At 43.4% G+C, this 23,974-nt stretch carries 26 protein-coding genes; 11 read left to right on the top strand and 15 right to left on the bottom strand.

Annotated elements, in window-relative coordinates; all coding sequences use genetic code 11:
* Positions 1–14: 14 nt before the first annotated feature.
* Positions 15–1,040, bottom strand: a complete 1,026-nt coding sequence (gene mtnA, locus ORQ98_RS09965; protein ID WP_274688657.1) for an S-methyl-5-thioribose-1-phosphate isomerase — start codon at positions 1,038–1,040, stop codon at positions 15–17.
* Positions 1,041–1,185: 145 nt separating this feature from the next.
* On the opposite strand from mtnA, the gene ORQ98_RS09970 reads away from it, so the two are divergent.
* From ORQ98_RS09970 to ORQ98_RS09990, 5 genes are all read left to right on the top strand, one after another.
* Positions 1,186–2,520 (top strand): TRZ/ATZ family hydrolase, encoded by a 1,335-nt coding sequence (locus tag ORQ98_RS09970; RefSeq protein ID WP_274688658.1) that lies wholly within the window; start codon positions 1,186–1,188, stop codon positions 2,518–2,520.
* Positions 2,521–2,544: 24 nt separating this feature from the next.
* Entirely contained in the window at positions 2,545–3,258 is a 714-nt protein-coding gene (gene ubiG / locus ORQ98_RS09975) for a bifunctional 2-polyprenyl-6-hydroxyphenol methylase/3-demethylubiquinol 3-O-methyltransferase UbiG (RefSeq protein WP_274688659.1), read from the top strand.
* A 48-nt stretch (positions 3,259–3,306) separates the two neighbouring features.
* Positions 3,307–3,996: an HAD-IA family hydrolase gene (locus ORQ98_RS09980; protein WP_274688660.1), complete on the top strand. Its 690-nt coding sequence runs from the start codon at positions 3,307–3,309 to the stop codon at positions 3,994–3,996.
* 8 nt (positions 3,997–4,004) lie between these two features.
* Entirely contained in the window at positions 4,005–4,745 is a 741-nt protein-coding gene (locus ORQ98_RS09985; protein WP_274688661.1) for a YciK family oxidoreductase, read from the top strand.
* A 410-nt stretch (positions 4,746–5,155) separates the two neighbouring features.
* Complete coding sequence (locus ORQ98_RS09990; RefSeq protein WP_274688662.1) at positions 5,156–6,079, top strand: GGDEF domain-containing protein; 924 nt, start codon at positions 5,156–5,158, stop codon at positions 6,077–6,079.
* A gap of 58 nt (positions 6,080–6,137) precedes the next feature.
* Here ORQ98_RS09990 and rluB read toward each other — a convergent pair whose 3' ends face one another.
* The 5 genes from rluB to ORQ98_RS10015 all read right to left on the bottom strand — a co-directional run bounded on the left by rluB (position 6,138) and on the right by ORQ98_RS10015 (position 11,321).
* On the bottom strand, positions 6,138–7,037 hold the full coding sequence (gene rluB, locus ORQ98_RS09995) for a 23S rRNA pseudouridine(2605) synthase RluB (RefSeq protein WP_274688663.1): 900 nt from the start codon (positions 7,035–7,037) through the stop codon (positions 6,138–6,140).
* Between the two features lie 21 nt (positions 7,038–7,058).
* On the bottom strand, positions 7,059–8,621 hold the full coding sequence (gene scpB, locus ORQ98_RS10000; RefSeq protein ID WP_274688664.1) for an SMC-Scp complex subunit ScpB: 1,563 nt from the start codon (positions 8,619–8,621) through the stop codon (positions 7,059–7,061).
* Positions 8,596–9,570, bottom strand: a complete 975-nt coding sequence (locus ORQ98_RS10005; RefSeq protein ID WP_274688665.1) for a segregation and condensation protein A — start codon at positions 9,568–9,570, stop codon at positions 8,596–8,598. Before ORQ98_RS10005 ends, scpB begins: the two co-directional genes overlap by 26 nt.
* Positions 9,571–9,707: 137 nt before the next feature.
* Positions 9,708–10,343 carry an L-threonylcarbamoyladenylate synthase gene (locus tag ORQ98_RS10010; protein ID WP_274688666.1) on the bottom strand — a complete coding sequence of 212 codons (636 nt, stop codon included), beginning with the start codon at positions 10,341–10,343 and terminating at the stop codon, positions 9,708–9,710.
* Between the two features lie 105 nt (positions 10,344–10,448).
* A complete protein-coding gene (locus ORQ98_RS10015) occupies positions 10,449–11,321 on the bottom strand; it encodes a PHP domain-containing protein (RefSeq protein WP_274688667.1) in 873 nt (290 codons plus the stop codon).
* Between the two features lie 298 nt (positions 11,322–11,619).
* Between ORQ98_RS10015 and ORQ98_RS10020 the strand changes: the two genes are divergently transcribed.
* Positions 11,620–12,216, top strand: coding sequence for a septation protein A (locus tag ORQ98_RS10020; protein WP_274688668.1), 597 nt, complete (start codon positions 11,620–11,622; stop codon positions 12,214–12,216).
* A 24-nt stretch (positions 12,217–12,240) separates the two neighbouring features.
* A complete protein-coding gene (locus tag ORQ98_RS10025; protein ID WP_274688669.1) occupies positions 12,241–12,543 on the top strand; it encodes a YciI family protein in 303 nt (100 codons plus the stop codon).
* Positions 12,544–12,551: 8 nt separating this feature from the next.
* Here ORQ98_RS10025 and ORQ98_RS10030 read toward each other — a convergent pair whose 3' ends face one another.
* Positions 12,552–12,827 carry an Rdx family protein gene (locus tag ORQ98_RS10030; RefSeq protein ID WP_274688670.1) on the bottom strand — a complete coding sequence of 92 codons (276 nt, stop codon included), beginning with the start codon at positions 12,825–12,827 and terminating at the stop codon, positions 12,552–12,554.
* A 120-nt stretch (positions 12,828–12,947) separates the two neighbouring features.
* Between ORQ98_RS10030 and ORQ98_RS10035 the strand changes: the two genes are divergently transcribed.
* A complete protein-coding gene (locus ORQ98_RS10035) occupies positions 12,948–13,592 on the top strand; it encodes an O-methyltransferase (protein ID WP_342455192.1) in 645 nt (214 codons plus the stop codon).
* Positions 13,593–13,605: 13 nt separating this feature from the next.
* Here ORQ98_RS10035 and ORQ98_RS10040 read toward each other — a convergent pair whose 3' ends face one another.
* Together ORQ98_RS10040 and ORQ98_RS10045 are read right to left on the bottom strand one after the other, a co-directional pair.
* On the bottom strand, positions 13,606–14,265 hold the full coding sequence (locus ORQ98_RS10040; RefSeq protein ID WP_274688671.1) for an ion channel: 660 nt from the start codon (positions 14,263–14,265) through the stop codon (positions 13,606–13,608).
* A 38-nt stretch (positions 14,266–14,303) separates the two neighbouring features.
* The gene (locus ORQ98_RS10045; RefSeq protein WP_274688672.1) at positions 14,304–15,329 is read right to left on the bottom strand and encodes a DUF2804 domain-containing protein; all 1,026 of its coding nucleotides are present in this window, start codon (positions 15,327–15,329) and stop codon (positions 14,304–14,306) included.
* Positions 15,330–15,421: 92 nt separating this feature from the next.
* Between ORQ98_RS10045 and ORQ98_RS10050 the strand changes: the two genes are divergently transcribed.
* Positions 15,422–15,823 (top strand): YbaN family protein, encoded by a 402-nt coding sequence (locus tag ORQ98_RS10050; RefSeq protein ID WP_274688673.1) that lies wholly within the window; start codon positions 15,422–15,424, stop codon positions 15,821–15,823.
* Positions 15,824–15,936: 113 nt separating this feature from the next.
* Here the strand turns inward: ORQ98_RS10050 and ORQ98_RS10055 are convergent, their stop codons facing one another.
* The 5 genes from ORQ98_RS10055 to ccoM all read right to left on the bottom strand — a co-directional run bounded on the left by ORQ98_RS10055 (position 15,937) and on the right by ccoM (position 18,837).
* A complete protein-coding gene (locus tag ORQ98_RS10055) occupies positions 15,937–16,548 on the bottom strand; it encodes a DsbA family protein (protein WP_274688674.1) in 612 nt (203 codons plus the stop codon).
* A 12-nt stretch (positions 16,549–16,560) separates the two neighbouring features.
* The gene (trhO, locus tag ORQ98_RS10060; protein ID WP_274688675.1) at positions 16,561–17,484 is read right to left on the bottom strand and encodes an oxygen-dependent tRNA uridine(34) hydroxylase TrhO; all 924 of its coding nucleotides are present in this window, start codon (positions 17,482–17,484) and stop codon (positions 16,561–16,563) included.
* Positions 17,485–17,595: 111 nt separating this feature from the next.
* Positions 17,596–18,066, bottom strand: coding sequence for a hypothetical protein (locus ORQ98_RS10065; protein ID WP_274688676.1), 471 nt, complete (start codon positions 18,064–18,066; stop codon positions 17,596–17,598).
* 12 nt (positions 18,067–18,078) lie between these two features.
* Complete coding sequence (locus ORQ98_RS10070) at positions 18,079–18,387, bottom strand: BolA family protein (protein WP_274688677.1); 309 nt, start codon at positions 18,385–18,387, stop codon at positions 18,079–18,081.
* A 339-nt stretch (positions 18,388–18,726) separates the two neighbouring features.
* On the bottom strand, positions 18,727–18,837 hold the full coding sequence (ccoM, locus tag ORQ98_RS29585) for a cytochrome c oxidase subunit CcoM (RefSeq protein WP_425347679.1): 111 nt from the start codon (positions 18,835–18,837) through the stop codon (positions 18,727–18,729).
* Between the two features lie 373 nt (positions 18,838–19,210).
* Between ccoM and ORQ98_RS10075 the strand changes: the two genes are divergently transcribed.
* Both ORQ98_RS10075 and rapA read left to right on the top strand, forming a co-directional pair.
* The gene (locus ORQ98_RS10075) at positions 19,211–19,498 is read left to right on the top strand and encodes a YebG family protein (RefSeq protein WP_274688678.1); all 288 of its coding nucleotides are present in this window, start codon (positions 19,211–19,213) and stop codon (positions 19,496–19,498) included.
* 273 nt (positions 19,499–19,771) lie between these two features.
* Positions 19,772–22,651, top strand: a complete 2,880-nt coding sequence (gene rapA / locus ORQ98_RS10080; RefSeq protein ID WP_274688679.1) for an RNA polymerase-associated protein RapA — start codon at positions 19,772–19,774, stop codon at positions 22,649–22,651.
* Between the two features lie 58 nt (positions 22,652–22,709).
* Here the strand turns inward: rapA and lpxL are convergent, their stop codons facing one another.
* Positions 22,710–23,627 (bottom strand): LpxL/LpxP family Kdo(2)-lipid IV(A) lauroyl/palmitoleoyl acyltransferase, encoded by a 918-nt coding sequence (gene lpxL, locus ORQ98_RS10085; protein WP_274688680.1) that lies wholly within the window; start codon positions 23,625–23,627, stop codon positions 22,710–22,712.
* Positions 23,628–23,974 lie beyond the last annotated feature (347 nt).

The following is a 23,974-nucleotide window of genomic DNA, read 5'->3' on the forward strand; positions in this document are numbered from 1 at the left end:
GGCCAGTAATAATTTTAAACAGCACGAGCCTCAAACAACTTTTTCAATTTTTCTACTGTTGGATTAGCCACAACACCTTGTTCAGTCACAATAAAGTCCACCAGTTCAGCCGGGGTAATATCAAAAACGGGGTTATTGACAGCCACGCTATCTGGCGCCAACTGCCGTTCAGCTAAATAACATAACTCAGTTGCTTCTCGATATTCTAATGGGATATCACTACCACTCGCCATGGATAAGTCACAGGTTGACAATGGGGCAACCACCATCAACTTAGCCTGATGATAACGTGCCAGCACAGCCAAACTATAAGTACCAATTTTATTAGCTACATCGCCATTGGCTGTTATACGATCGGCTCCAACTATTACCCAGCTTACCTTTTCTGTTTTGATTAAATGTGCAGCAGCACCATCAACATTAAGCTGAAAAGGAATATCTGCTTGCTGTAACTCCCAACAAGTAAGTCGAGAGCCTTGCAGCCAAGGACGGGTTTCATCAACAAACAATTGATTAATCAATCCTTGCTGATAAGCACGACAAATCACCCCTAATGCGGTACCACTTCCTCCTGTGGCCAGGCGGCCAGTATTACAATGGGTCAGAATATTACAAGGTGCATTAGACTGGGCTATCAATTCAGCACCATAAGCAGCCATTTGCTCGTTAGCAGTGATTTCTTGCTGAAAAATTTCGTTTGCCTCTGCAAGCAAACATTCATCTAATTGACTTCCCTGGTGATCAATAACCCGCTTTTTTATTCGCTCAACGGCCCAATGCAAATTAATAGCGGTTGGTCTGGCTTGCGCGAGTAAATCTAGAGAGCTTAACAATTCAGCTGCATTATATTGCCTTGCAGCCAGCACAGCGCCATAGGCTGCAGTAATGCCAATAGCAGGAGCCCCTCTGACGACCATTAATTTGATAGCCTCAATGACATCAGTCACTCGATAGCATAAATAATATTCTTGTTGGACAGGTAGCTTCCGCTGATCCAATAACTGTAAGTGGTCTCCACACCACTTAATCACATCGTACACAAATGCTCCTTTCTTTACTGGTTGTTATGGGGATTAACAGTACAGAACCCGCCGGTTTTTATTAATTATCTACCTAACCTCGAAAAGCATTTATCATTCGTTATATACTCGCCAAATAACTTTAAGGAAAGGTAATAAGTGATTTATGTCTGAGTCAACTCAACAGGTCGACACCCTCATTCATGCTGGCTGGGTTATTCCCGTCAATGCTAGCCAAGATATTCTGGAAGATCACTCAGTGGCCATTACCAATGGTAAAATCACCGCCATTATGCCAACCACTGAAGCCAAACAACAGCTACAGGCCAAGCATAATCATGACTTAACGGCTCACGCAGTCATTCCAGGACTGATCAATGCCCATGGTCATGCTGCCATGACCTTATTCAGGGGAAAAGCTGATGACCTGGCATTAATGACCTGGCTCAACGATCACATTTGGCCTGCTGAAGCAGCCTGTGTGTGTGATGATTTTGTTCGTGATGGCACTAAACTGGCTATTGCTGAAATGCTACGCTGCGGCACCACTACTTACAGTGACATGTATTTCTTTCCTGATACCGCAGCACAAGTAGCTATTGATGCTAATATCCGCGCACAAATTACCTTCCCTATCATGGACTTTCCCACCAGCTGGGCACAAAACCATGATGAGTACTTTAGTAAGGGACTGGCTGTATACGAGCAGTTTAAACAAGCCGAACTGGTAGATATTGCTTTTGGCCCCCATGCGCCCTATACCGTATCTGATGCACCCATTGAAAAAATTGCTCAGCTCTCTGCCGACATGAACGCAATGGTACAAATGCATATTCATGAAACGGCTCATGAGGTTGAAGAAGGCATCAAGCTTCATGGTAAGCGACCTATGCAGCGCCTTGCTGACTTAGGATTGCTCAGTTCAAGACTGCAGTGTGTGCATATGACCCAGATTGATGACAGTGACATTGAGCTGCTGCAGCAATATGGCAGTCATATTGTTCACTGTCCTGAGTCCAACTTAAAGTTAGCCAGTGGCTTTAGCCCGATTGATAAATTACGAAAAGCAGGGGTTAATGTCGCCTTAGGTACTGATGGTGCTGCCAGTAATAACGACTTAGATATGATTGGTGAAATGCGTACTGCCGCAATTTTAGCCAAAGCTGTACACCAGGATGCAGAAGCAGTCTCAGCTTACGAAGCACTTAAAATGGCTACTATCAATGGCGCCAAAGCATTAGGTATTGATGATACTACTGGTAGTTTGGAGCCAGGTAAGGCAGCAGATATTGCAGCCGTTCGCTTAGATGACTTAGAAAATCTACCTTTATATAACCCAGTTTCACAACTTGTTTATACTGCTAGTAGTCGCCAAGTCTCTCATGTATGGGTCAATGGTAAACTGGTACTGGATAACAGAGAACTGACCACCTTAGATATTGATGAAATCAAGCAGCTGGTTGTTGACTGGAAGTCCCGTATTCTCTCTGCTCAAGCCTAATTTAACCAAACTAAGATTGTATCTATGGCCACCGAACACACTAATGTCGACCCTCAAGAAATTGCCAAATTCAAGGCACTGGCTCACCGCTGGTGGGATAAGTCTAGCGAGTTTAAACCATTACATGACATAAACCCGCTACGCCTTAGCTTCATCGAGCAGTTTATTAACTTGGCAGAACAAAAAGTGGTCGATATTGGTTGTGGTGGTGGCATTTTGTCCGAGGCAATGGCCCTTCGTGGTGCACAAGTAACAGGCATTGATATGGGGGAAGAGCCCTTGACTGTTGCCAAGCTCCACGGGCTAGAGTCTGGGGTAAAAGTTGATTACCAGCAGATAACCGCTGAAGGCTTGGCTGCTCAACAACCTGGCACTTTTGATGTGGTGACCTGTATGGAAATGCTTGAGCATGTCCCCCACCCCATCTCAGTGATAGAAGCTTGCAGTCAACTCGTTAAACCTGGTGGCCATCTGTTTTTCTCAACAATTAATCGCAACCCCAAAGCCTATGCTTTAGCGGTAATTGGTGCCGAGTACATCCTCAAGATGCTACCAAAAGGAACTCATGACTATGATAAATTTATCAAGCCATCGGAGCTGGCTGGCTGGGCCAGAAAGTGTGGATTAACAGTCAATCACATTAAAGGAATGGTCTACAACCCTATTACTAAAATTTTTAAATTAAGTGATGATGTGGATGTCAACTATTTAGTCCATGTCACCAAAGACCAACATTAAGTCTTTTCATTATATAAGTTCTGGGTGTTACTTAGGGGAGAGTTGTCTATGCCATACCCACTTGCTGCAATACTTTTTGATCTTGATGGCACCCTGGTAGATACTGCCCCTGATTTTGTGCAGCCCATTAACCAGTTGAGAGCACAAGGTGGCTTACCAGCACTTACTGAACTAGCTATCCGTAACCAAGTGTCTAATGGAGCAAAAGCACTGGTTCAGCTAGCTCTTTCGCTAAGTGAAGACCACCCTGAATTCACTCAAGCAAGAAGTGAGTTACTTGAGCTGTACTACCAAACAATCGGGAAAAAAGCTCAACTATTTCCTGGTATTTCCAAGTTGCTTGATACCCTTGAACAAAAATCCATCCCCTGGGGCGTGGTGACAAATAAGCCTTGGTACCTCACTGAGCGACTACTGGAAAATATGGCGCTGTCATCTCGAACCAGTGTGACTATTTGCCCCGAGCACGTAAAAAATACCAAACCAGACCCAGAGCCATTATTATTAGCCTGCCATAAGCTAAAGGTTGACCCATATCACGTAGTGTATGTCGGAGACCATCAAAGAGACATTTCTGCTGGCAACTCCGCAGGTATGCTGACAGTGGCCGCCAGCTATGGCTATGTAACAGCAGACCATGACATTGCCCAATGGCAAGCGGATCACGCCATTAGCAGTGCCGATTTACTGCTAGCCTGGCTGGAAGAACTTAACTGGCAACGAACCCAAGAGCCTTAACAAAATATATGTTTGACTATCAAGCACCTGACAACCTGTTAAAAGACCGCATTATTTTAGTCACTGGCGCCGGCGATGGCATTGGTAAGGCGGCTGCCATTAGCTTTGCTAAACACGGTGCAACCGTTATTTTACTAGGCCGTACAACCAAGAAGTTAGAAGATGTTTATGACCAGATTGAAGCCGCAGGTGGCCCTCAGCCTGCGATTTACCCTATGAATCTAGAAGGTGCCAGCCCTAAAGACTACGATGACTTGGCCAGCACCATCGAAAAAGAGTTTGGTCGCTTAGATGGCCTGCTGCACAATGCCAGCTTACTGGGTAACCTGAGCCCCCTTAGCCAGTATGATGTTGAAATTTGGTATAAAGTGATGCAGGTCAACCTAAATGCACCTTTTTTAATGACTCAGGCGTTACTGCCTTTACTGCATCATTCTTCAGATGCTTCTATTGTTTTCACCTCCTCATCAGTAGGTCGAAAAGGCAGAGCCCATTGGGGAGCTTATGCCGTATCAAAATTTGCTACCGAAGGCATGATGCAAACACTAGCCGATGAAGAGGAAGGGATTGGCCCTGTACGGGTTAACACTATCAACCCAGGAGCTACTCGAACTCATATGCGAGCCCAGGCTTACCCAGCCGAAAACCCCGAGCAATTGCCAGCCCCTGAAGACATTATGAATGTCTATTTGTATCTACTTGGACCAGATAGTCAAAAAGTGACTGGTCAGGCGTTTGACGCTCAATAATTTTCTGCATTAACTACTTAGCTTAACCCCCTGATATGACTTTCTCTTGATCTTCAGCGGGGTTAATACATCATTACTTTCTTTATTAGATTGATTAATATTGGACTATTGCTCTACAAAATAGTAGAAAGCTCTCCTAACAAGGTACTGCAATAGATAGAGGGAGGGGCAACTATTTGCCTCAGTTATGCCAAAAGATTGGCAAGATCGATAATTTCAATATTTTTCTCAGCCACAGAATTGACACCAGTCAAAATATCTCCCTTCTCAATCTAACAGTTGTTTTAGGTACTTAGTACAAGTTCTTGTTTTTACATTATTTATCAAAACTATAGAGCGCTTGGCACAGTTATCGCAGAGACTTCAACATAACATCAAAAGGAAACAAGCTTTACACAAAGGGTTCGCGAATGCAGTCAATGTCAGCAGCAGATAAGTCAAATAGCAGCAACATTAAATTAATCACTCCCCTGCCAACCAAAGGGAAACACCCAAACTCCACCGAAAGCCAGCTTCTACTCAAAATCAGGCTGATGAATCGACTGCAAAACAGCCTTGAGATTGAGCGGGTGCTCACTGTTTTTTTCCATGAAGTTCAAACCCATGTCACTATTCATGGGCTTAACTACATTCACAGTGAGCTGAATATCAATGTATCAGTAGGTGAGCAAAGCCATCACAGCTGTAACTATCGACTGATTACCGATAATGAAGCTGTTGGTGAAATTACATTTCGTCGCCAACAACGATTTCAAGAAGAAGAACTCGCTCATATTGAGTCATTATTAGGCTGCTTGGTTTACCCTTTACGTAACGCCCTTCAGTATCAACTGGCGGTTGCCACTGCATTAAAAGATGCATTAACTGGGGCAGGTAATCGAGTTGCCTTTGATAATGCTATTAAGCGGGAACTGAACATCTGCCGTCGAGAAAAACAGCCGTTATCATTACTCATGATCGATATTGACCACTTTAAAAATATCAACGATAGCTATGGCCACCCAGCTGGCGATTATATTTTGAAAAAAACCGTTGATTGCCTCCAATACTCACTAAGAAATATTGATATGACATTTCGGTTTGGCGGAGAAGAGTTTGTCGTTTTGCTTTCCAAAACAGACCTTATCAGAGCAGAACTCGTCGCTGAACGGCTACGACAAAATATTGCAGCGATGCAGTGCCATTACAATGGCCAGTCTATTCCAGTCACGATTAGTATTGGCACGGCGATGTTTGGAAAGGGGGACAGTGTTTTCTGCTTGCTAGAACGCGCTGATAAAGCACTCTATCAAGCAAAAAACCAAGGCAGAAATAAAGTTTGCGCCATTGCCTAAGAAAATAGCCTAAGAAAACAAGGCCCAGTCTATTCTCTGCTAATTAGCTAAAAGGTGCTTAGCGCTTATGAGCAGTTTTATGCTTAGCTTTAGGCTTTGTATCTTTTTTATTAGTATTAGGTCGACCCTCTGGCTTTAGACGTTTCCGCTGTAGTCGTTTGCCTTGCTCTTGCTGTTTTGGGTTGAGTGGTGCCACCGGTTTCGGTGATAACCCAACTGCATCAGCTAGTTTATCTACTGCCTGTTGGTCTAAAGACTCCCAGCGCCCCAGCCGCAAATTACTTGGCATAATGACAGAGCCATAGCGTACTCGCTTTAATCGACTCACTTGCAGCCCTTGGGATTCCCACAAACGGCGAACTTCGCGGTTTCTACCTTCCATAATGACAACATGGAACCAGTGGTTAATGCCTTCACCCCCAGAGTCAACAATATCTGTAAACCGAGCAAACCCATCTTCCAGCTCAACCCCATTAAATAGTTGCGTAGTTGTCTCTTGAGTGACTTCTCCCATGACGCGTACTGCATATTCACGCTCCACTTGATGAGAGGGGTGCATCAATCGATTCGCTAGCTCACCATCTGTAGCAAACAACAGCAAACCAGAGGTATTAATATCCAGTCGGCCAATCGCAATCCAGCGCTCCCCTTTTAGTGGAGGTAGGCGATCAAACACCGTAGGGCGACCTTCAGGATCATGCCGGGAACAAACCACACCTTCAGGCTTGTTATACATCAATACTCGGCGCAAACCCGCTTGTTCAGGTAGTACTTTCACCTGCCGGCCATCCAGCTTCACATCATCCTTGGGTGATATCCGTTGGCCCAGCTCAGCCAGCACACCATTTACCGTTATACGTTGCTCGGCTATCCATTTTTCAATTTGGCGGCGTGAGCCAACCCCTGCTCGGGATAAAGCTTTTTGGATACGCTCAGATTGGGTTGTATCAGTGGTCATCAAGGTAATTCTTAAGTTAACTTAGGAGTCTTGGGAATCAGAAGAGCGAGCAACTGGCGACTCATCTGACGGAGTATGGTCAGTTTCAGTCTCATCCTGAAATATAGAGGGAATAACCGTGTCTGCCGAACGTGTCAGTAGTTCAGTTGCCAACACATCTGCCGCCATATGATCAGCAGGTTCTGAATCTGTACTAGTGATAGTTGTAACAACTTCAGCTGTACCACTATCTTCCTCTTCATCAGCCATGAAAATTGCTTGCTCTACTAGATCAGTATCTTGCGATAACTGGGTTGCACTACCATTATCAGTGCCATTACTTACATTAGTCGTGTTGTTACTCGTTTGAATATCATTGAATTCATCAGCATCAGGCTCAACAACCAGCCCTCCCTCCTGCTCATCCATTGCTTCTAGCTCACGGACAATTGGTTCTAGCTCACTGACAACTGGTTCTGGGGAGTCAGTAGACACATCATCAAACAGTGATGTTAGCTCATCCATTTCAACATCTTCGACTGCATCGGCTTCAATAGTGTCCACAGTTACATCATCACCAGCTTGCACATCACTATTGATAGCAAGCTCTTCTTTATTTGTGGCTGACTCATCATTGTTGGAATCGGTAACAACAATGCCTGCAACCTCTGCTTCTTCATACGCTTCTTGTTGTATGCCTGCCTGGATCAGTGATGTATCATCCGTTTCAGTGTCTTCAGCAGTTTCAATCTGTTCAGCATCGACAGGAGAAAGAGCCACTTCTTCTGCTTCTTTTGAGACCTCTTCAGAGTCTGATTGCTGCTTTTCTTCTAGAGCAGCCAGTTCTTCTGGCTCGAGCTTGGCTGGATCAATAAAGTCTTCTGGTAGATCTTTTTGCATTTCCTCAATTTCTTGGAAAAGCGCTTCTTCATCTACCTCTTCAGCCTCTGCTTCTACCGATTCAGCCCCAGCTTCGACTGGCGAATCCGTTGAGCTTGAAGTGTCGGGGATCACACTGGCCACAGCCTCTTCACCTTCTTCAAGTGCCAATTCTTGGTTGGCTTTTTCAATATCCTGTAACTCAGAAAGTGGAGGCAGTTCATCTAAATTGGTTAAACTAAAATAGTCTAAAAACTGTCGTGTAGTCGCATACATAGCAGGTCTGCCGGGTACATCACGATACCCCACAATACGCACCCACTCCCGCTCCAACAGCGTTTTCACAATAGAAGAACTAACACTGACACCACGAATTTCTTCGATTTCTGCACGGGTCACAGGCTGTCGATAAGCAACCAGGGCTAGTGTTTCTAATAAAGCGCGGGTATATCGCTGTGGTTTTTCCTCCCACAGTTTGCCTACCCAGGGCGCCATTTCCTGACGTATCTGAAAACGATAACCACTAGCCACTTCTTTTAATTCAAAGCCCCGCCCTTCACAGGCAGTAGTTATATCTGCCAGTGCCTGCTGAATTTCTTCTTTGCTTGGCCCGGCGTCTTCGGGAAACAACTGTCGCATTTGGTCAAGGTTTAATGGCTTATTAGAAGCCAGCAATGCCGCTTCAATAATATTGGCTAATTTAATCGCTGGTTGTTCCGTCATCATGGACTGCCTTCGCTTTAACATGAATGGGAGCAAATGGCTCGGTTTGAACAATCTCTACAAGAGACTCTTTGATTAGCTCCATTACCGCTAAAAATGTCACTACTACCCCTAGCTTGCCTTCTTCAACTTTGAACAAGGAAACAAAAGGCGTAAATGAATCTGCTGACAACATACTCAGTACTTGGGTCATTCGCTCACGGGTTGAGAGGGCTTCCTGCTCTATTTGGTGATTTTCAGATAGCTCTGCCCGCTTTAGCACACCAGACAGTGCAAGCAATATTTCTTTAAGGTCAACATCAGGGTGTTGTTTTTCAGCCACAATGGTTGGCGGGGCAGCAGACACTGAATAATAATCTCGCCCTTCTCTTGGCAAGTTATCTAAATCTTCTGCTGCTTTTTTAAACCGTTCGTACTCTAATAAACGACGAATTAATTCTGCGCGAGGATCTGCTTCCTCTTCTTCCTCTGCTGTTTCAGTGCGTGGCAATAGCATTCTGGACTTAATTTCAGCCAGCATTGCTGCCATCACAAGATATTCTGCTGCTAACTCAAACTGGACTGCTTTCATTAACTCCACATAATCCATGTACTGCCGGGTAATATCCGCCACACAGATTTCCAACACATCCATGTTCTGCCGTTTTATCAGGTACAACAATAAATCCAGCGGCCCCTCAAATGCTTCCAAAAAAACTTCCAAAGCATCAGGTGGAATATACAAGTCCTGTGGTATTTCAGTAACAGGTTTACCTTGTATAACAGCAAAAGGTAGCTCTTGTTGTTGGCTGTGCTGACGAAACCGACGCTTAATGCCTTCCTCGTCTGTTGCGTCAGTATCAACAACCGCTTCGGCTTGCTCTGCTGCAACCACTGTTTCATCTGCATCAACAACAGTAACCGACTCGTCTACTGTTCCATCAGCTGTAGAAAGATCAACCTGTTTATTCATCAGACGGTTCTACTATCAAACAACCAAACCCAAACGACCAAACCATTAAAATATTGTAGGAGCAAAAAATTGAACATTTTATTAGCTAGGCTACCCAATCTCTTCATATACAGTGCAGCTGAGGGCTTTCAAACAAACTAAGCAGCTGAGGGCTCCTTAAAAGGCGATGGATCACCCTTGCCTTCACGCAATATCTCTGGCACATCATCCAGCATTGAGATAACGGTTGTTGCTTCCATACCACAGTAGCCGCCATCAATAATCAAATCGACCTGCTGCTCCAGCATTTGCCGCATTTCATAGGGATCAATCATTGGTTCTTTATCACCCGGTAAAATCATGGTGACGCTCATCATTGGCGAACCTAATGTTTCCAATAATGCTTGCGTCACCCGGCAGTCTGGTACGCGTAAACCAATTGTACGACGCTTAGGGTGTAAGAAGCGCCTGGGTACTTCTCTAGTCGCTTGCAAAATAAACGTGTATGCATCTGGCGTATAAGTTTTAAGCAGTCGATAAGCTGAGTTGTCAACTTTAGCGTACGTAGATATCTCAGCTAAATCACGACACATTAAGGTAAAATTATGCCGAGAATCGATTTGCCGTATACGACGGATGCGGTCAATGGCTTTTTTTTCACCAATATGACAGCCAATTGCATAGGCGGAATCTGTAGGGAAAATAACAACCCCACCATCACTAATAATATCGGCTGCTTGATTGATAAGGCGCTGTTGTGGATTTTCTGGATGAATTTGAAAAAATTGACTCACAAAACACCTGCTCTGGGTTAGTTGTCATCTCGACAAGGAATGTGCGAATAATCTAAATATATCATTAATCTAGCAGTAAACCTATTTTTTATCCTTCAGGAAGTGTCAACAGAACCGCATCTTTTCCAGCATCCAATTTTCCCACAGTGGTTTACATTGCTTAGGTAATGGGGGCGCACCACCGAGTTCAATCCAACGATTAAATGGGCCATGAAAGTCACTGGCAACTGAAGCCAGCAATTCAAACTGACAGGATAGTTCTGCTAAAAAGTGGGTTGCATCTTGAGGCTGCCCAGCTAGGGCCACTTCAATTCCTTCTCCACCCGCCGCTTTGAATGCCTTAATCAAGGCCCTCAGTTTGGTATTGGTCATTTTATACTTGAGAGGATGAGCCAGTATTGCCACTCCTTTCATAGAGGTAATCCAATCAACCACTTGAGCCAATGAAGGCCACTGGCTTTTGACATCCCCTACTTTTCCTGCCCCTAAATAACGATTAAATGCTGTCGCCATATCAGGCACATAGCCTTCACTCACCAAGTACTTAGCAAAATGAGGTCGGCCAATTTGGACATCAGCTGCCGGCAAGTCAGATTGACCTTGAGCAACAGCAAGCGCACCTTCCAGTGTATTTGCAAAGCCTCGTTTAGCCAGCTTAGCCGCGATTTTCTCTGCACGCTGTTGTCTGGCCTGCTGCTGCTGGTCCAAATAGCCAGCCAATAATGGATCATCCAGCGAAAAGCCCAACCCAACCACATGAATGGTCACCCCCGACCAAACGGCCGATAGCTCAATGCCTGGTATTAAATAAAGCTGTGAGAGCGCTGCCTGCCCTTGCAAGTGCTGATAACCTGCCACAGTATCGTGATCAGTTAATGACAGCACCTCTACTTTTTGTTCAATTGCTCTTTGCACTAGCGCTAAAGGGGATAGAACGCCATCTGATGCGGTAGAGTGACAATGTAAATCTATTTTCAACCAACTTTCCTTACTACTATTGAGGCTGTCACAAAACTACTGCGCTTGGAAATACTGCGTTAAAAATCGACTCAAAATACTCATTTATTCTGTATAAACTCCGCTTTTTCGCCGATTTTTGCCTTGTCTTTGCTTCGCTCATAACCTTTTGCGACACCCTCTTTTTGAGTTTGTTTGCAAACAAACCTGCTTATCTATTGCGAATTATCCTATTCTTATGCAATAAGGGAAACTACCTGCTCAGTCGAAAATCGTATATCATAGCCTTCATCTAAAAGCGGACAAAATTTAGCCTATTATGAAATTTTTCTTTGACCTGTTACCCGTCATTGCCTTCTTCGGTGTTTATAAGTATACCGGCGATATCCTGATTGCCACAGCTACAATTATTGTAACCACAATTTTTCAAATGGCTTATACCTGGCTGAAGCATAAAAAGATTGAGAAAATCCATGTTATTTCAATGGTGTTAGTGGTCTTTTTAGGCGGTCTGACATTACTGTTTGAAGATAAAGCCTTTATTCAATGGAAACCAACGATCCTTTATTGGGTTCTTGCTGCGGCACTCCTCATTAGCCATTTTGTTACCCATAAAAACCTTACCCAGCGAGCCCTGGAAGGGATGCTCAAAACCTCCAACATTATGATGACGGATGTGCCGGCAAAAATGTGGGAAAAGCTAAACTGGTTTACCTGTGGCTTCCTGTTTTTTATTGGCATCCTGAATCTTTATATTGCCTATCAATTTTCTGAAGACACTTGGGTTAACTTTAAACTATTTGGCTTAACCGCTTTAACCATGGTTTATATGGTTGGAATCGTCATGTCTCTTTCCCGCTATATGAGTGAACCTGAGAAAAACAGCCAGTCAATCAGCCAACAAACAAAAGATTAGCGTTTATCACTATTAAGGATTTTTATGCTGTTTGCGATTACCTGTCAGGATGTACCTGACAGCTTAGCCAAGCGCCAGTCTGCGCGCCCAGACCATTTGGCTCGTTTAGACACTCTACAGCAACAAGGCCGCCTGGTGCTGGCAGGCCCTTTCCCTGCTATTGATAATAACGACCCAGGCCCTGCAGGCTTCACTGGTAGTTTAATTGTGGCTGAGTTTGCCTCTCTGGCAGATGCTGAAACTTGGGCCAGTGAAGACCCTTATCTTGCTGCAGGGGTCTATGAGCATGTGACCGTTAAGCCCTTTAAACAAGTATTTCCCAACTAAGCCATTCACTACCGGTCGATATGACCTAGATCCTGATCAGGGGCAATAATGTCCCTGACTCTTCGCTTTAGCGCTTTTGCCTCAGGAAACCCACCGTCTTTCACTCGCTCCCAAACCAATTGGCCAGCCACCTGAATTTTAAATATGCCTCCAGTACCAGGTATTAATGCCACCTCCCCCAGGTCAGTGCCAAACGTATTTAACAACTCCTGGGCTAACCAGGCCGAACGCAACAACCATTGGCATTGAGTACAATATTCAATGGTGATTCTTGGTTTACCCATACTTTAATCCTGAGCCATGACACTTATTGATAGTGGCACCGATAGTGATAACCACTTTCTTCAAACTTGCAGTATGACCAAAGATCACTACAATTGGCCATCATTTCGCTGTAGAAAAAGATGATGAAAGACTTCCTAGTACACCCAGCCATTGATCAGTATTGCTTTGACCAAACAACTCCGGAACCCCCTTTATTACAAGAACTCATTGATACAACTAATGAGCAGATGGGCTACCCGGTGAAATTATCTGGTCGGATTATTGGTCGCCTGCTCAAACTTATCACTCAATTAAGCCAAACTAAAACTGTGCTAGAAATTGGTATGTTTACTGGCTATTCAGCCCTGTCGATTGCCGAAGCCTTACCAGAAGACGGCAGAGTTATTTGCTGTGAAACGAACCCAAGAGCCATTGAGTTTGCTCAATCATTTTTTGATCGCAGCCCCCATGGCCATAAAATAGAAGTTCGCTTTGGCAAAGCCCTGGATACCATTAATACTCTACAAGATAAGCAGTTTGATATGGTATTTGTGGATGCAGACAAAAAGAACTACTTTAACTACCTGAAAGCCACTGTCCCCCTAGTGCGTTCAGGCGGGCTATTTGTCATTGATAATGCCCTTTGGCAAGGCAATGTGCTTAACCCAAATGATGAGCGAGACCAGGCTATTGTTGAGCTTAACCAGCATATTGCCACCAACCCGCAACTGGAAAATGTGTTTCTCAGCGTACGAGATGGGGTTAATTTAGTACGAAAAAAATAAGTCACACCATTATTCAGCCGTTGCCATTCGTCGTTTGACTGATGTGCATGCCTACCAGTCTTGCCACTAAAATCGTCAGGAAAAACTGGCCAGTAATTGCTTCCATTGCCGCTATGGATTGCACTGGCCCAGCCAGTGGCATCATATCACCATACCCTAAAGTGGTGAGGGTTACATAGCTAAAATAAATAAACTGGCTTAAGTCGTGAGCGCTCTGGTAACTACTCCCACCAAAGGCATCAATTATTAATAAGTCAAGTAGCGCATAAACAAATGCCCACATAATACCCAGCAATAAGTAAATACTCATTGCGCCATAGATAATATTACGTGTTACAACAGAGGCACTGAAAATAATTTTGATCAACTCAAAGATCACATAAAGAAAAAACACCACATTGGTCGCATTATCTAAAATGAGTACAATTTCAGGCACATCTCTAATAATGGCTAGCCATGAAGAGATAGCCGTAGGAATCGCTAATAGTAAGCATATAACCAGTGCTTTCTTGTTATGACTGAAAATATAAACCGAAGAGACCAATAGGATACTAAAGCTGGCTTTCAACAAAATGTTTTGCGTTACCAGCTTAGGTATAAAAGGGTACACAATACCAACAAAAATCAGACAGATAAATAAACTGGCAAAACTATAACGAGGAAAATTAATCATAAATGAACATCTGGCTTATGTTGTTTAACCGTTATTAATTACCACTTTGCATAGTGATCTTCTACAAACCCCAGCATATTATTAATGGCTACTTTTTCACCTCCCACTGTTTCCAAATGACCATTAAAATGCCCAAAGAGTTGATGAAAATTAGAAGCCATCAACCATAAGTTAAGACACTCTGCATGCTTGCCCAGGGGTGTAAACGTCAAATCAACTTTGCCATCATAAGATTGAAGGCGCCAGGGCTGAAATAAATCCTGTTTTTGATAGTTAAAGGCAACTGTATCTACTTTATGTAACTGGCCATTCAGCCAAAAACAGTTTTCTGTAAAACCAGTTTCATTGACACCGCAAGACACATTAAGCCCAATTAGCTGACCATTGTTCGTACGGCCTGATAAACACCCCCAATTCCAAAACGTTTCGCGACGCATGTAACCACTGGAATAATCATGATGAGCACAAGCACCGAGTGCAGCCAAATCAAATGTGCCCCACTGACATTCAATTGTGCCTTCCACTGGTATTCCAGCCGCTTTTTGGGCATAGACCCAACCATTCACACCCGTTTTAGTACAGATCCGCATAGGAGCAAAACTGTCGCGCTCACTAAAGTGGCAATTAATTTTTAACCCATGTTTAGGCAGAGATACCTCTAAATACCGACTTTTAGGCTGAGGCTGATTAATCATATCAATCCGCTGCTTACCTTGCACAAAGGTTGTATTGCCTGTATCAGGACTAACAGCAAACTGGCAAGCATGGGCAAAAGGTGACTTTAATGAGTAAGCCAGCATTTCGCCCGTTTGAGGTCGATACAAATAGCAAAAAGCAGCACCCACCAGTTTAGTATCAGCAATAGCACAGCCTAGAATTAACTCATCGGAAATAACCCCAAAATACTGAAATTGATTAAAACCAAACCATTGCTGCCAACGATTGGCCGGTTTGCCAAAAGGGGTTAAGAGCTGAAAGTCACTGACATTGATTTTGCTAATGGGGTGATCAAAAATGCCAAATAAGGGTTCACCATTAGACTGGATAAGCAGTTGTGCTGTCATATATTGTTATTATTTGTCTGGCGGAGTAATGTAGGCAGTATTCTATGCTAGAAATTATGCTTAAAGAAAGCCTGCTTTAGGAACACACGATTATGTGGCGCTGGGTTTATATTGTGGTTGGACATTTAGCTGTAGGGCTTGGTGTTGTCGGCATTTTTTTGCCTCTATTACCTACTACTCCATTTTTACTACTCGCAGCAGGCTGCTATGCAAAAGGCTCAGATAAATTTCATCAGTGGCTGATTAACCATCCCCAATTAGGCAATTATATTTGTTATTATCTTTCTGGTGAGGGCATGCCTGCCAAGGCCAAAACCTATACTTTATTATTACTTTGGCCTTGTATGCTATTTAGCTGTTGGCTAGTGAGCAGTTGGTTACTAAAAGGGGTATTACTAACTATCGCCTGTTGCGTCAGTTATTATATTGTCGTTAAAGTGCCTACGTTAAAAGCTAAACCCTTTTCAGCAGTGTCATCTCAACAAGCAGATTAACTCTTTTGTAAAACACGTTAGTAATGGCCACTTTTACCCCCCTTTATCAGGTTGTCGCAAAAAGCTAGTCGATATGGAGTGAGAGGGTATTCTGTTGCTGCGACACTCTCTTATTAGGTTAATAATTCTTCAATTAAAGGCTGTAGCTGCTCCCACCCCATATAACCATTCACCAATACATGCCATTGCTGCTGATCAAAGTAAAGCAGTGTAGGAAAGCCCTGAATGCCTAAATTATAAGCCAAATCAAAATCCTGCTGAGTTAACGCTTTTATTTCATCAGCGAAAAACGCCTCCATGAATGTGTCTACAGGCAACTGCGCTTGAATAGCTGCTTGCTTAATCCCATGAGGGGTAGTGATATCCAGCTGATCCATATAAAAACTTCGTTGTAACGCCTCGACTAACGCTTTCAGATGATCAGAAAAATGCTGCCTTGCTACCACCACTGCTCTACAGGCTGGCTCTGTATCGTAGATAAATCCCTCTGGGAGTGCGCCTGCAAAGTTAAATGGCTGACCAGTGGCCTCGGACACTTGCTGCCAGTGATTGAGAATATACTGCTTTAGAGGTGGTGTAAGAGGTTGACGCTGCCCTGCTCGCAACCCGCCTACTCGATAGCATAGCTGCCCTCTTCCCTCAAGCATTGTAGACAGTTTGTCAATGACTGGCGCAAAACCCCAGCACCAGGAGCACATGGGGTCAAATAGATAGGTGACTTCCATTGAAGACTATGGCTAACTTTTCATTTTTAAGCCCACTGGGTGAGGCTGGTTTCGCTGCTTGGCTAGTTCAATTTGTTTTTGTCGAGACTCTGCTCGTTGCCGAGTTTTAGTATCCTGAGAGTTAAAGCAGTGAGGGCAATACACGCCTTCTTTATACTGCTCAGACTGTTTATCTTGGTCAGAAATCGGCATCCGACAGCCAAAGCACATATCATAGCTGCCTTTATTTAACTGATGATCCACCGTTACTCGGTTATCAAACACAAAGCACTCACCTTCCCATTTAGTTTCTGTAGCAGGCACTTCTTCCAGGTATTTTAAAATGCCACCTTCCAGATGGTACACTTCTTCAAAACCCTGTTCTTTTAATAGCGCGGTAGACTTTTCACAGCGGATACCACCCGTGCAGAACATAGCTACTTTCTTATGTTTGTCTGGATCAAGCTGCTGCGCCACATAGTCAGGAAACTCCCGAAAACTTTCAGTTTTTGGGTTAACTGCCCCTTCAAAAGTCCCTACCTGATATTCATAATCATTGCGGGTATCAATCAAAAGCACTTCAGGGTCACTGATCAGCTGGTTCCACTCCGCTGGCTTCACATAAGTGCCCACTACATGGTTAGGATCAATACCAGGCACACCCATAGTCACAATCTCTTTTTTCAGTTTGACTTTGGTGCGATAAAAAGGCTGCTTGTTATCGTAGGACTCTTTATGGGTTAAACCTGCCAATGGTTCATGGGACTTTAAGTAACTTAATAACTGATCAACTCCTTCTCGACTCCCTGCAACCGTACCATTAATTCCTTCAGCAGCTAATAGCAAGGTACCTTTCACATCAAAGGCAAGCATCTTATCCAATAAAGGCTGACGCATTGCCTCAAATTCTGGTAATCGAGTAAATTTATAAAGGGCAGCAATAACAAACGGAGACATCTTAATTCCTCTACCTTGGCAGATCGCAAATCTGCTGGCATAACCAAATTGATTAAAACGTCTTATTTTAGTGATTTAGTTAAAGCAAGACTAGTTTTAGAAAGAGTTCTTTTAAATTAATGAGGTTTGCTCAGGCTCATCTAACGTCGACTCCCCTTTATCAACAGCAGTCTCCAGAGAGATAACCCGCGGCCAGCGACCACTGTCATGAGTGGATTGGGGATGAGGTTCAGTCACCACATAGACTCGTTGAAAACTACCATCAGTAGCCAATAAACCTTGGATAATTTCATGGCTTTCTAATGGAAACCAGCGGCTTTGCTCAGCCTCATCTTTTTCCATAAAAGAGGTGACAACAATTTTCACTGGCTTGGGGTTAAATTGTTGCCAAGCACCTCGCTGGATAGACTCTAACCTGGCCCAGCCACCCTGAGGTGTATTACCTGGCTGGTTTTCTCGCCTGCCCCAGGGAACCATGACAATACTGCCATCCTTTTGCAATACTGGTAACCTTGCCTTCGGGTTAGGAAAAAATACTCGATAACGCTCGCTGTTTTGTACAAACTCAGCACCGCCACACATAGTAATAAAAACTTATCTTTTATTCGCACAATTAGGAGAGTCAGGTGCTGACTCAGCCTGCTTTTTCCATTCATCTGGCGTATAAGTATGCAATGCTAATGCATGAATCTTATGTTGCACTTCTTCTGCTAATAAGCAATAAATCAACTGATGTCTTTTTACAGGCATTTTTCCTGAGAAATCAGCAGATACAACCACGACTTTAAAGTGTGATTCTGAGCCTGGAGGCACATTGTGCATATGGCTCTCATTGGTAACAGCTAAGTAGGCAGGCTTTAAAGCTTTAGTCAATTTTTGTTCAATTTCAGTTTGTACACTCATCACCTGTCTCCCATGCTTAACCGACTAGGTTAATCTTAACCTGAAACCAGCCATGCGAAAAGGTAAGCACAAGTGAAAGAAAGTACTAACAGGAGGAATTAAGCAAAGAGAAAGAGAAGTGAATTAGAGAAACGATGCACAGGCTAATACAAAAAACAGGCAAGGCGATAGGTTACATAAAACCTGACAAAACTAAGTAACCCACCACACTTACCTTAAAAAGCTCTACGCAAATAGAGCATTCCTTACGTCTGTCTAGCCTCAAACGTTCAGATCTTAGCGACCTGACTTTTGGCCAGCAGCCTGAGCTACTCGCCAAAACTGTAAAAAACTGTATGCTTAACGGTGATTGTTAATATCCTTACGAATTAGCAGGCCCACACCAACAAAAAAACCAATAATCAAACCAATTGTAATCAGCGAAGCTAAAATTGTTTCATCGAAATACATCGCTTACCTCCTGTTGGCTACTGCCTCTTAAACGCAAAGCTACAGTAACAGCTACTCAACTCGCTTTTATTGATTAAAATCAATCAGTCCAGGCTAATAACGGCTTAGTTGCTGTTTTTTATTGATTTAAAGCAAGTTGTTTTCCTTATTCAGGACAAATTTGGATTGTTCCTTGACAACCTTATTGGATACAATACAGCCCCTATGGACAAATTTACTGTATTTTTATACAGTATCACCATAATTATCAGCTATCAGTACTGCTGGTGTTAAGCAATATCAGTTTTAAATAGCATCTGCTTTAAATAACAAGGTCTTATGATGTACTTGGTCTAAGGCCTAAATTAAATTGGTCCATGCAAGAGGTGAGCGAATGGCCGTTATACCCATGTGGAAATGCGATAGGGACGGTAGTATGTTCTCAGATAAAAAAGCCGCCGAAGAACACGATAAAATGCTTGAGCTAGCTGCAAATATCACCATGTTGCTAGAGCAAACCTTTGATAATATCGATGACAAAATCGCTGAAGATATTGGCTTATTATTCGCCAAACATAAAGAAACCTTGGCAAAAGCTATTAAAGGAAAGCCTGAATTAGTATTAGAGATTGGTAAAGAGTCTGCTGCTGAACAGCCTGCAGAAGAAAATACTAACGAGTAATTAACCATTTTGTACCAGTGGTGCATGCGTCAAATAATTAAGGTAACAAGTTAATTCCTTAACCTTATGCATGTACCACAACCTTATGCATGTACCACTATCTCTTTTACTCAAACACTACATTGACTATAAAAGAGTCAATGTATTCAGGCTAGTAAGCCATTTCATCCTCTGCACTTACAATCTCTGCCTAAAATTAGGCAAATCGACTATTGTTATTCAAAATATATTCGCTACCATATCGCCTTTTTCTGAGGTAGATAGGCGTACAGAATGACGACATTTGTTCCAGGACAACGTTGGATTAGTGATACAGAAACAGAGCTAGGCCTAGGCACTGTTTTATCCTTGGATCAACGAATGGTCACATTACTGTTTCCCTCTAATGGGCAAACTCGACTTTATGCAGTAAAAAACTCTCCGCTTACCCGCATTCGCTTTGTTGCTGGCGATACTATCGAAAGCCACGAAGGCTGGAGCATAGTAGTCACCGATGCAGTAGAAGAAGATGGGCTTATTACTTACCAGGGCAAGCTACCGAATGGAGAGTCGACAGAACTTCCTGAGTCCTGCCTGGGCAACTTTATTCAATTTCAAAAGCCAAAAGAGCGCTTGCTAGCAGGCCAGGTTGACCAAAATAATCACTTTAGCCTGCGTTATAAAACCTGGGAACAAGCCAGAAACCTCTACCAATCGCCTTTATTAGGCTTATGTGGTGCTCGTACCAGCCTAATCCCCCACCAGCTACATATTGCTGATGAAGTGGGTAAGCGCCAGGCACCTCGCGTTTTATTAGCAGATGAAGTAGGACTAGGTAAAACCATTGAGGCAGGCCTGATCATGTATCAGCAGTTACTCAGCGGTCGTGCCCAACGGGTACTGATTGTGGTTCCTGAAAGTCTGTTACATCAATGGCTGGTAGAAATGCTAAGGCGCTTTAACCTGCACTTTAGTTTGTTTGATCGCGAACGGTTAGTACACGCAAAAGCCGCAGATACTGGCAACCCCTTTGAAAGTGAGCAACTGGTACTCATTAGCCTAAATGAGTTGACACATGCTCAGCACCTTGACGATGCGCTGGCCGCTGAGTGGGACTTATTAGTGGTAGATGAAGCTCACCACCTAAGCTGGACACCTGAAGTAGCAAGCGATGAATATTCTGCTATTGAGCAGCTGGCAGAAAAAACGGCAGGTGTTTTATTACTGACAGCCACCCCAGAACAGTGCGGACACAGCAGCCACTTTGCCCATTTACGATTGCTGGACCCAGATAAATTTCACTCCCTAGCAGACTTTGAAAGCCAGTCACAACAATATCAAGCTGTGGCTGAAATGGCGGAAGAGCTAATTGATAGTCAGGTTTTATCAGAACCCACAATCGGTCGACTGACTAGCTATTTAGGAGACGAAGCCAACCAGCTAGCCACTATTATCAATAGTGATCAAGCAGATGACATCAAGCAGCAAGCTAAACAACAACTGTTATCTCATTTACTAGATCGTCACGGCACCAGTCGGGTACTTTATCGAAATACGCGGTCAGCGGTTTCTGGCTTTCCTGGCCGTGTAATGCAAGCTTATCCTCAAGCCTTACCCGAGCTTTACCAGCTTGCTCTAGAAAATGGTGGTAACCCTTATGCAGGTTTATTTCCTGAACGCACTTATGAAAAAGAAATTCTGGTTGAAGATAAAGACCCATGGTGGCGCTTTGACCCCAGAGTAGACTGGCTCATCAACCTATTAAAGCTACTTAAAAGCCAGAAAGTATTAATTATTTGTGCCCATGCCGAAACCTGTATGGAGCTAGACGAAGCATTACGAGTTCGCTCTGGTATTGCCAGCTCTATTTTTCATGAAGGCATGAGCATCATTGAGCGAGATCGTGCTGCTGCTTATTTTGCTGATGAAGAATATGGTTGCCAAACTTTAATTTGCTCCGAAATTGGCAGTGAAGGTCGTAATTTTCAGTTTGCCCATCACTTAGTATTGTTTGACTTACCTGTACTGCCTGATTTACTTGAGCAACGAATCGGTCGCCTGGATCGGATTGGCCAGACTGAAACGATTAAAGTACATGTGCCGTATTTTGAAAACTCATCACAAGCCGTTTTATTTCAGTGGTATCACCATAGCCTTAACGCGTTTGAGCAAATTTGTACCACTGGTGATAGTGTTTACCAGCAATTAAAACCTTCTCTAGAAGCCTTATTAACTACAGCAATTAATGAACAACAGGACATTGATGCTTTTATTGAGGAAGCTAAAACGCTCAATCAACAGCTGCGATCTAACCTGCAAGCCGGGCGTGACCGCTTGCTGGAGTTACACTCACAAGGCCTTAACGACACCAGCGAATTAATTGATGCTATTCAGTCTGCCAACGAAACCAAACCTTTGAAAAAGTATTTAGAGGCTTTATTCGACTGTTTTGGCATTGACTCTGAAGACCATTCAGAGCATGCCATTATTGCTCGTCCCGGAGAGCAAATGTTATTACCTAGTTTTCCAGGGTTGCCAGAAGATGGAACCACTATGACTTTTTCTCGTGAGCAGGCATTAAGTCGCGAGGATATGCAGTTTTTAACCTGGGAACATCCTCTAGTTCGTTATGGCATGGAACAAATGCTGGATACTGAATTAGGTAATACGGCGGTTGCTTTATTAAAAAATAAAGCATTAAAACCAGGCACTATGTTAGTAGAAGCTATTTTTATCGTTGAAGCCCCTGTTCAACAGCAACCTCAACTAAAGCGGCTAATGGTACCTGCTAGTATCCGTACGTTAATTGATCCTCAAGGTAATAACCTGGCAGATAAAGTCGCCTTTGAAACCCTGGATGCTCAATTACACCCCATCAAGAAAAAAACTGCCAGAAAACTGATCAAGGCACAATCAGAGCCTATTTCTGAAACCTTAAAAATTGCTGAAGAAAAAGCCAATGAACAGGTGACAACCATCGTACAAACAGCTACTGAGCAATTACTGGCTAAATTAGGAGAGGAAATAAATCGACTGGAAGCGCTACAAAAAGTCAATCCGAATATTCGTGAGGCAGAAATTGAGCAGTGGCGTACTTTAGCAGCTCAAGGGGTAACAGCGTTGCAGCAAGCTAACTTAAGGTTAGACAGCATTCGTATTATGTTTGCTGGTTAAACTGTAGTAACAGCACCTTACTAGAGGTGCTGTTACTTTTTGGATGAAGCTTTCAGGCTTAGTATATTTTTGCCTCCCCTTCAGGTCGGGTTTTAAAGCGTCTATGCAACCACATATACTGATCCGGCCGCTTCCGGATTTCCATCTCAATGAGCTTGTTGACTGTCACTGCATCCGCTTCTTCATCGTCAGTAGGGAAATTTTCCAACGGAGGTAATACCTGCACATGATAGCCTTTTCCATCTTCTCGACGATGTTGAACAAAAGGCACAACTTTCGCCTTACCTAATTTTGCAAATTTAGCGGTTGCTGTCACGGTTGCGGCAGTCACCCCAAAAAATGGCACAAAAATACTTTGCTTTGGCCCATAATCCTGATCAGGTGCATACCATACGGTTCTACCTTGCCGTAAGGCTTTCAGCATGGTTCGTACTTCCTTGCGCGGAATTGTTTGTGATGAGGGATGGTAATTTTCCCTGCCTTGACGCTGAATATAATCAAAAACAGGGTTTTTATGTTTACGATACATACCATCAATTGGCATTTCCCTACCTAATAATGCAGCACCAATTTCCAGCGTTGAAAAATGCATGGCTAGTAATAGAGTCCCCTCACCTTCCTGTTGCTGTAAATGCTCCAGGCCATCAATTGTTGACAATTTAGCCAGCCGCCATTTAGGCCACCACCAAGCCATCCCTACTTCCAGTAAGCTCATCCCCATTGAGATAAAGTTATTTTTGAGCATTCGCTCTTGCTCATCTGAGGTAAGCTCCGGAAAGCACAGAGCGATGTTTGTTTTTGCAATCTGTTTCCGGCGACCGGCCAAACGGTACATCAATTTGCCAATGGCTCGGCCTAGCCACATTAGGCATGAATAAGGTAACCAACTGATTAGCCAAGCTATACCTAGCCACAACCAGGTCAGCCAGTATCTTGGGTTGAGGAATTTCGCCTTAAAGCGATTGGGTTCCAGCATACCTTTAACTACCAACTCCAGAAAGCCACAACAATGCAGAGCTACAACCTACTACTAAGGGCGCGCATAACATTGACTAATGGCTTCTTATTTAATTTCAAATCCACACAGACATCCAAAAAGTGCTATCTTTTAAATGTCTATATCATAATTAAAAGCGCGCCATTGTACGCAATTTACCCCATTGATCATAGAGGGACTTACCTAACGAGTAGGTATTGACTTGGGTCCTAATAACAGTGTGAACATTCCGATGTTTTCGGTTTGCTCGCTCACAATATTAGTTTTTTTATTTGTGAATGTCCGAGTATTATCGTTTAACCTATGAGCTTATAAAGCAGCCAACG

This window comes from Spartinivicinus poritis, assembly GCF_028858535.1.
Lineage (GTDB): Bacteria > Pseudomonadota > Gammaproteobacteria > Pseudomonadales > Zooshikellaceae > Spartinivicinus > Spartinivicinus poritis.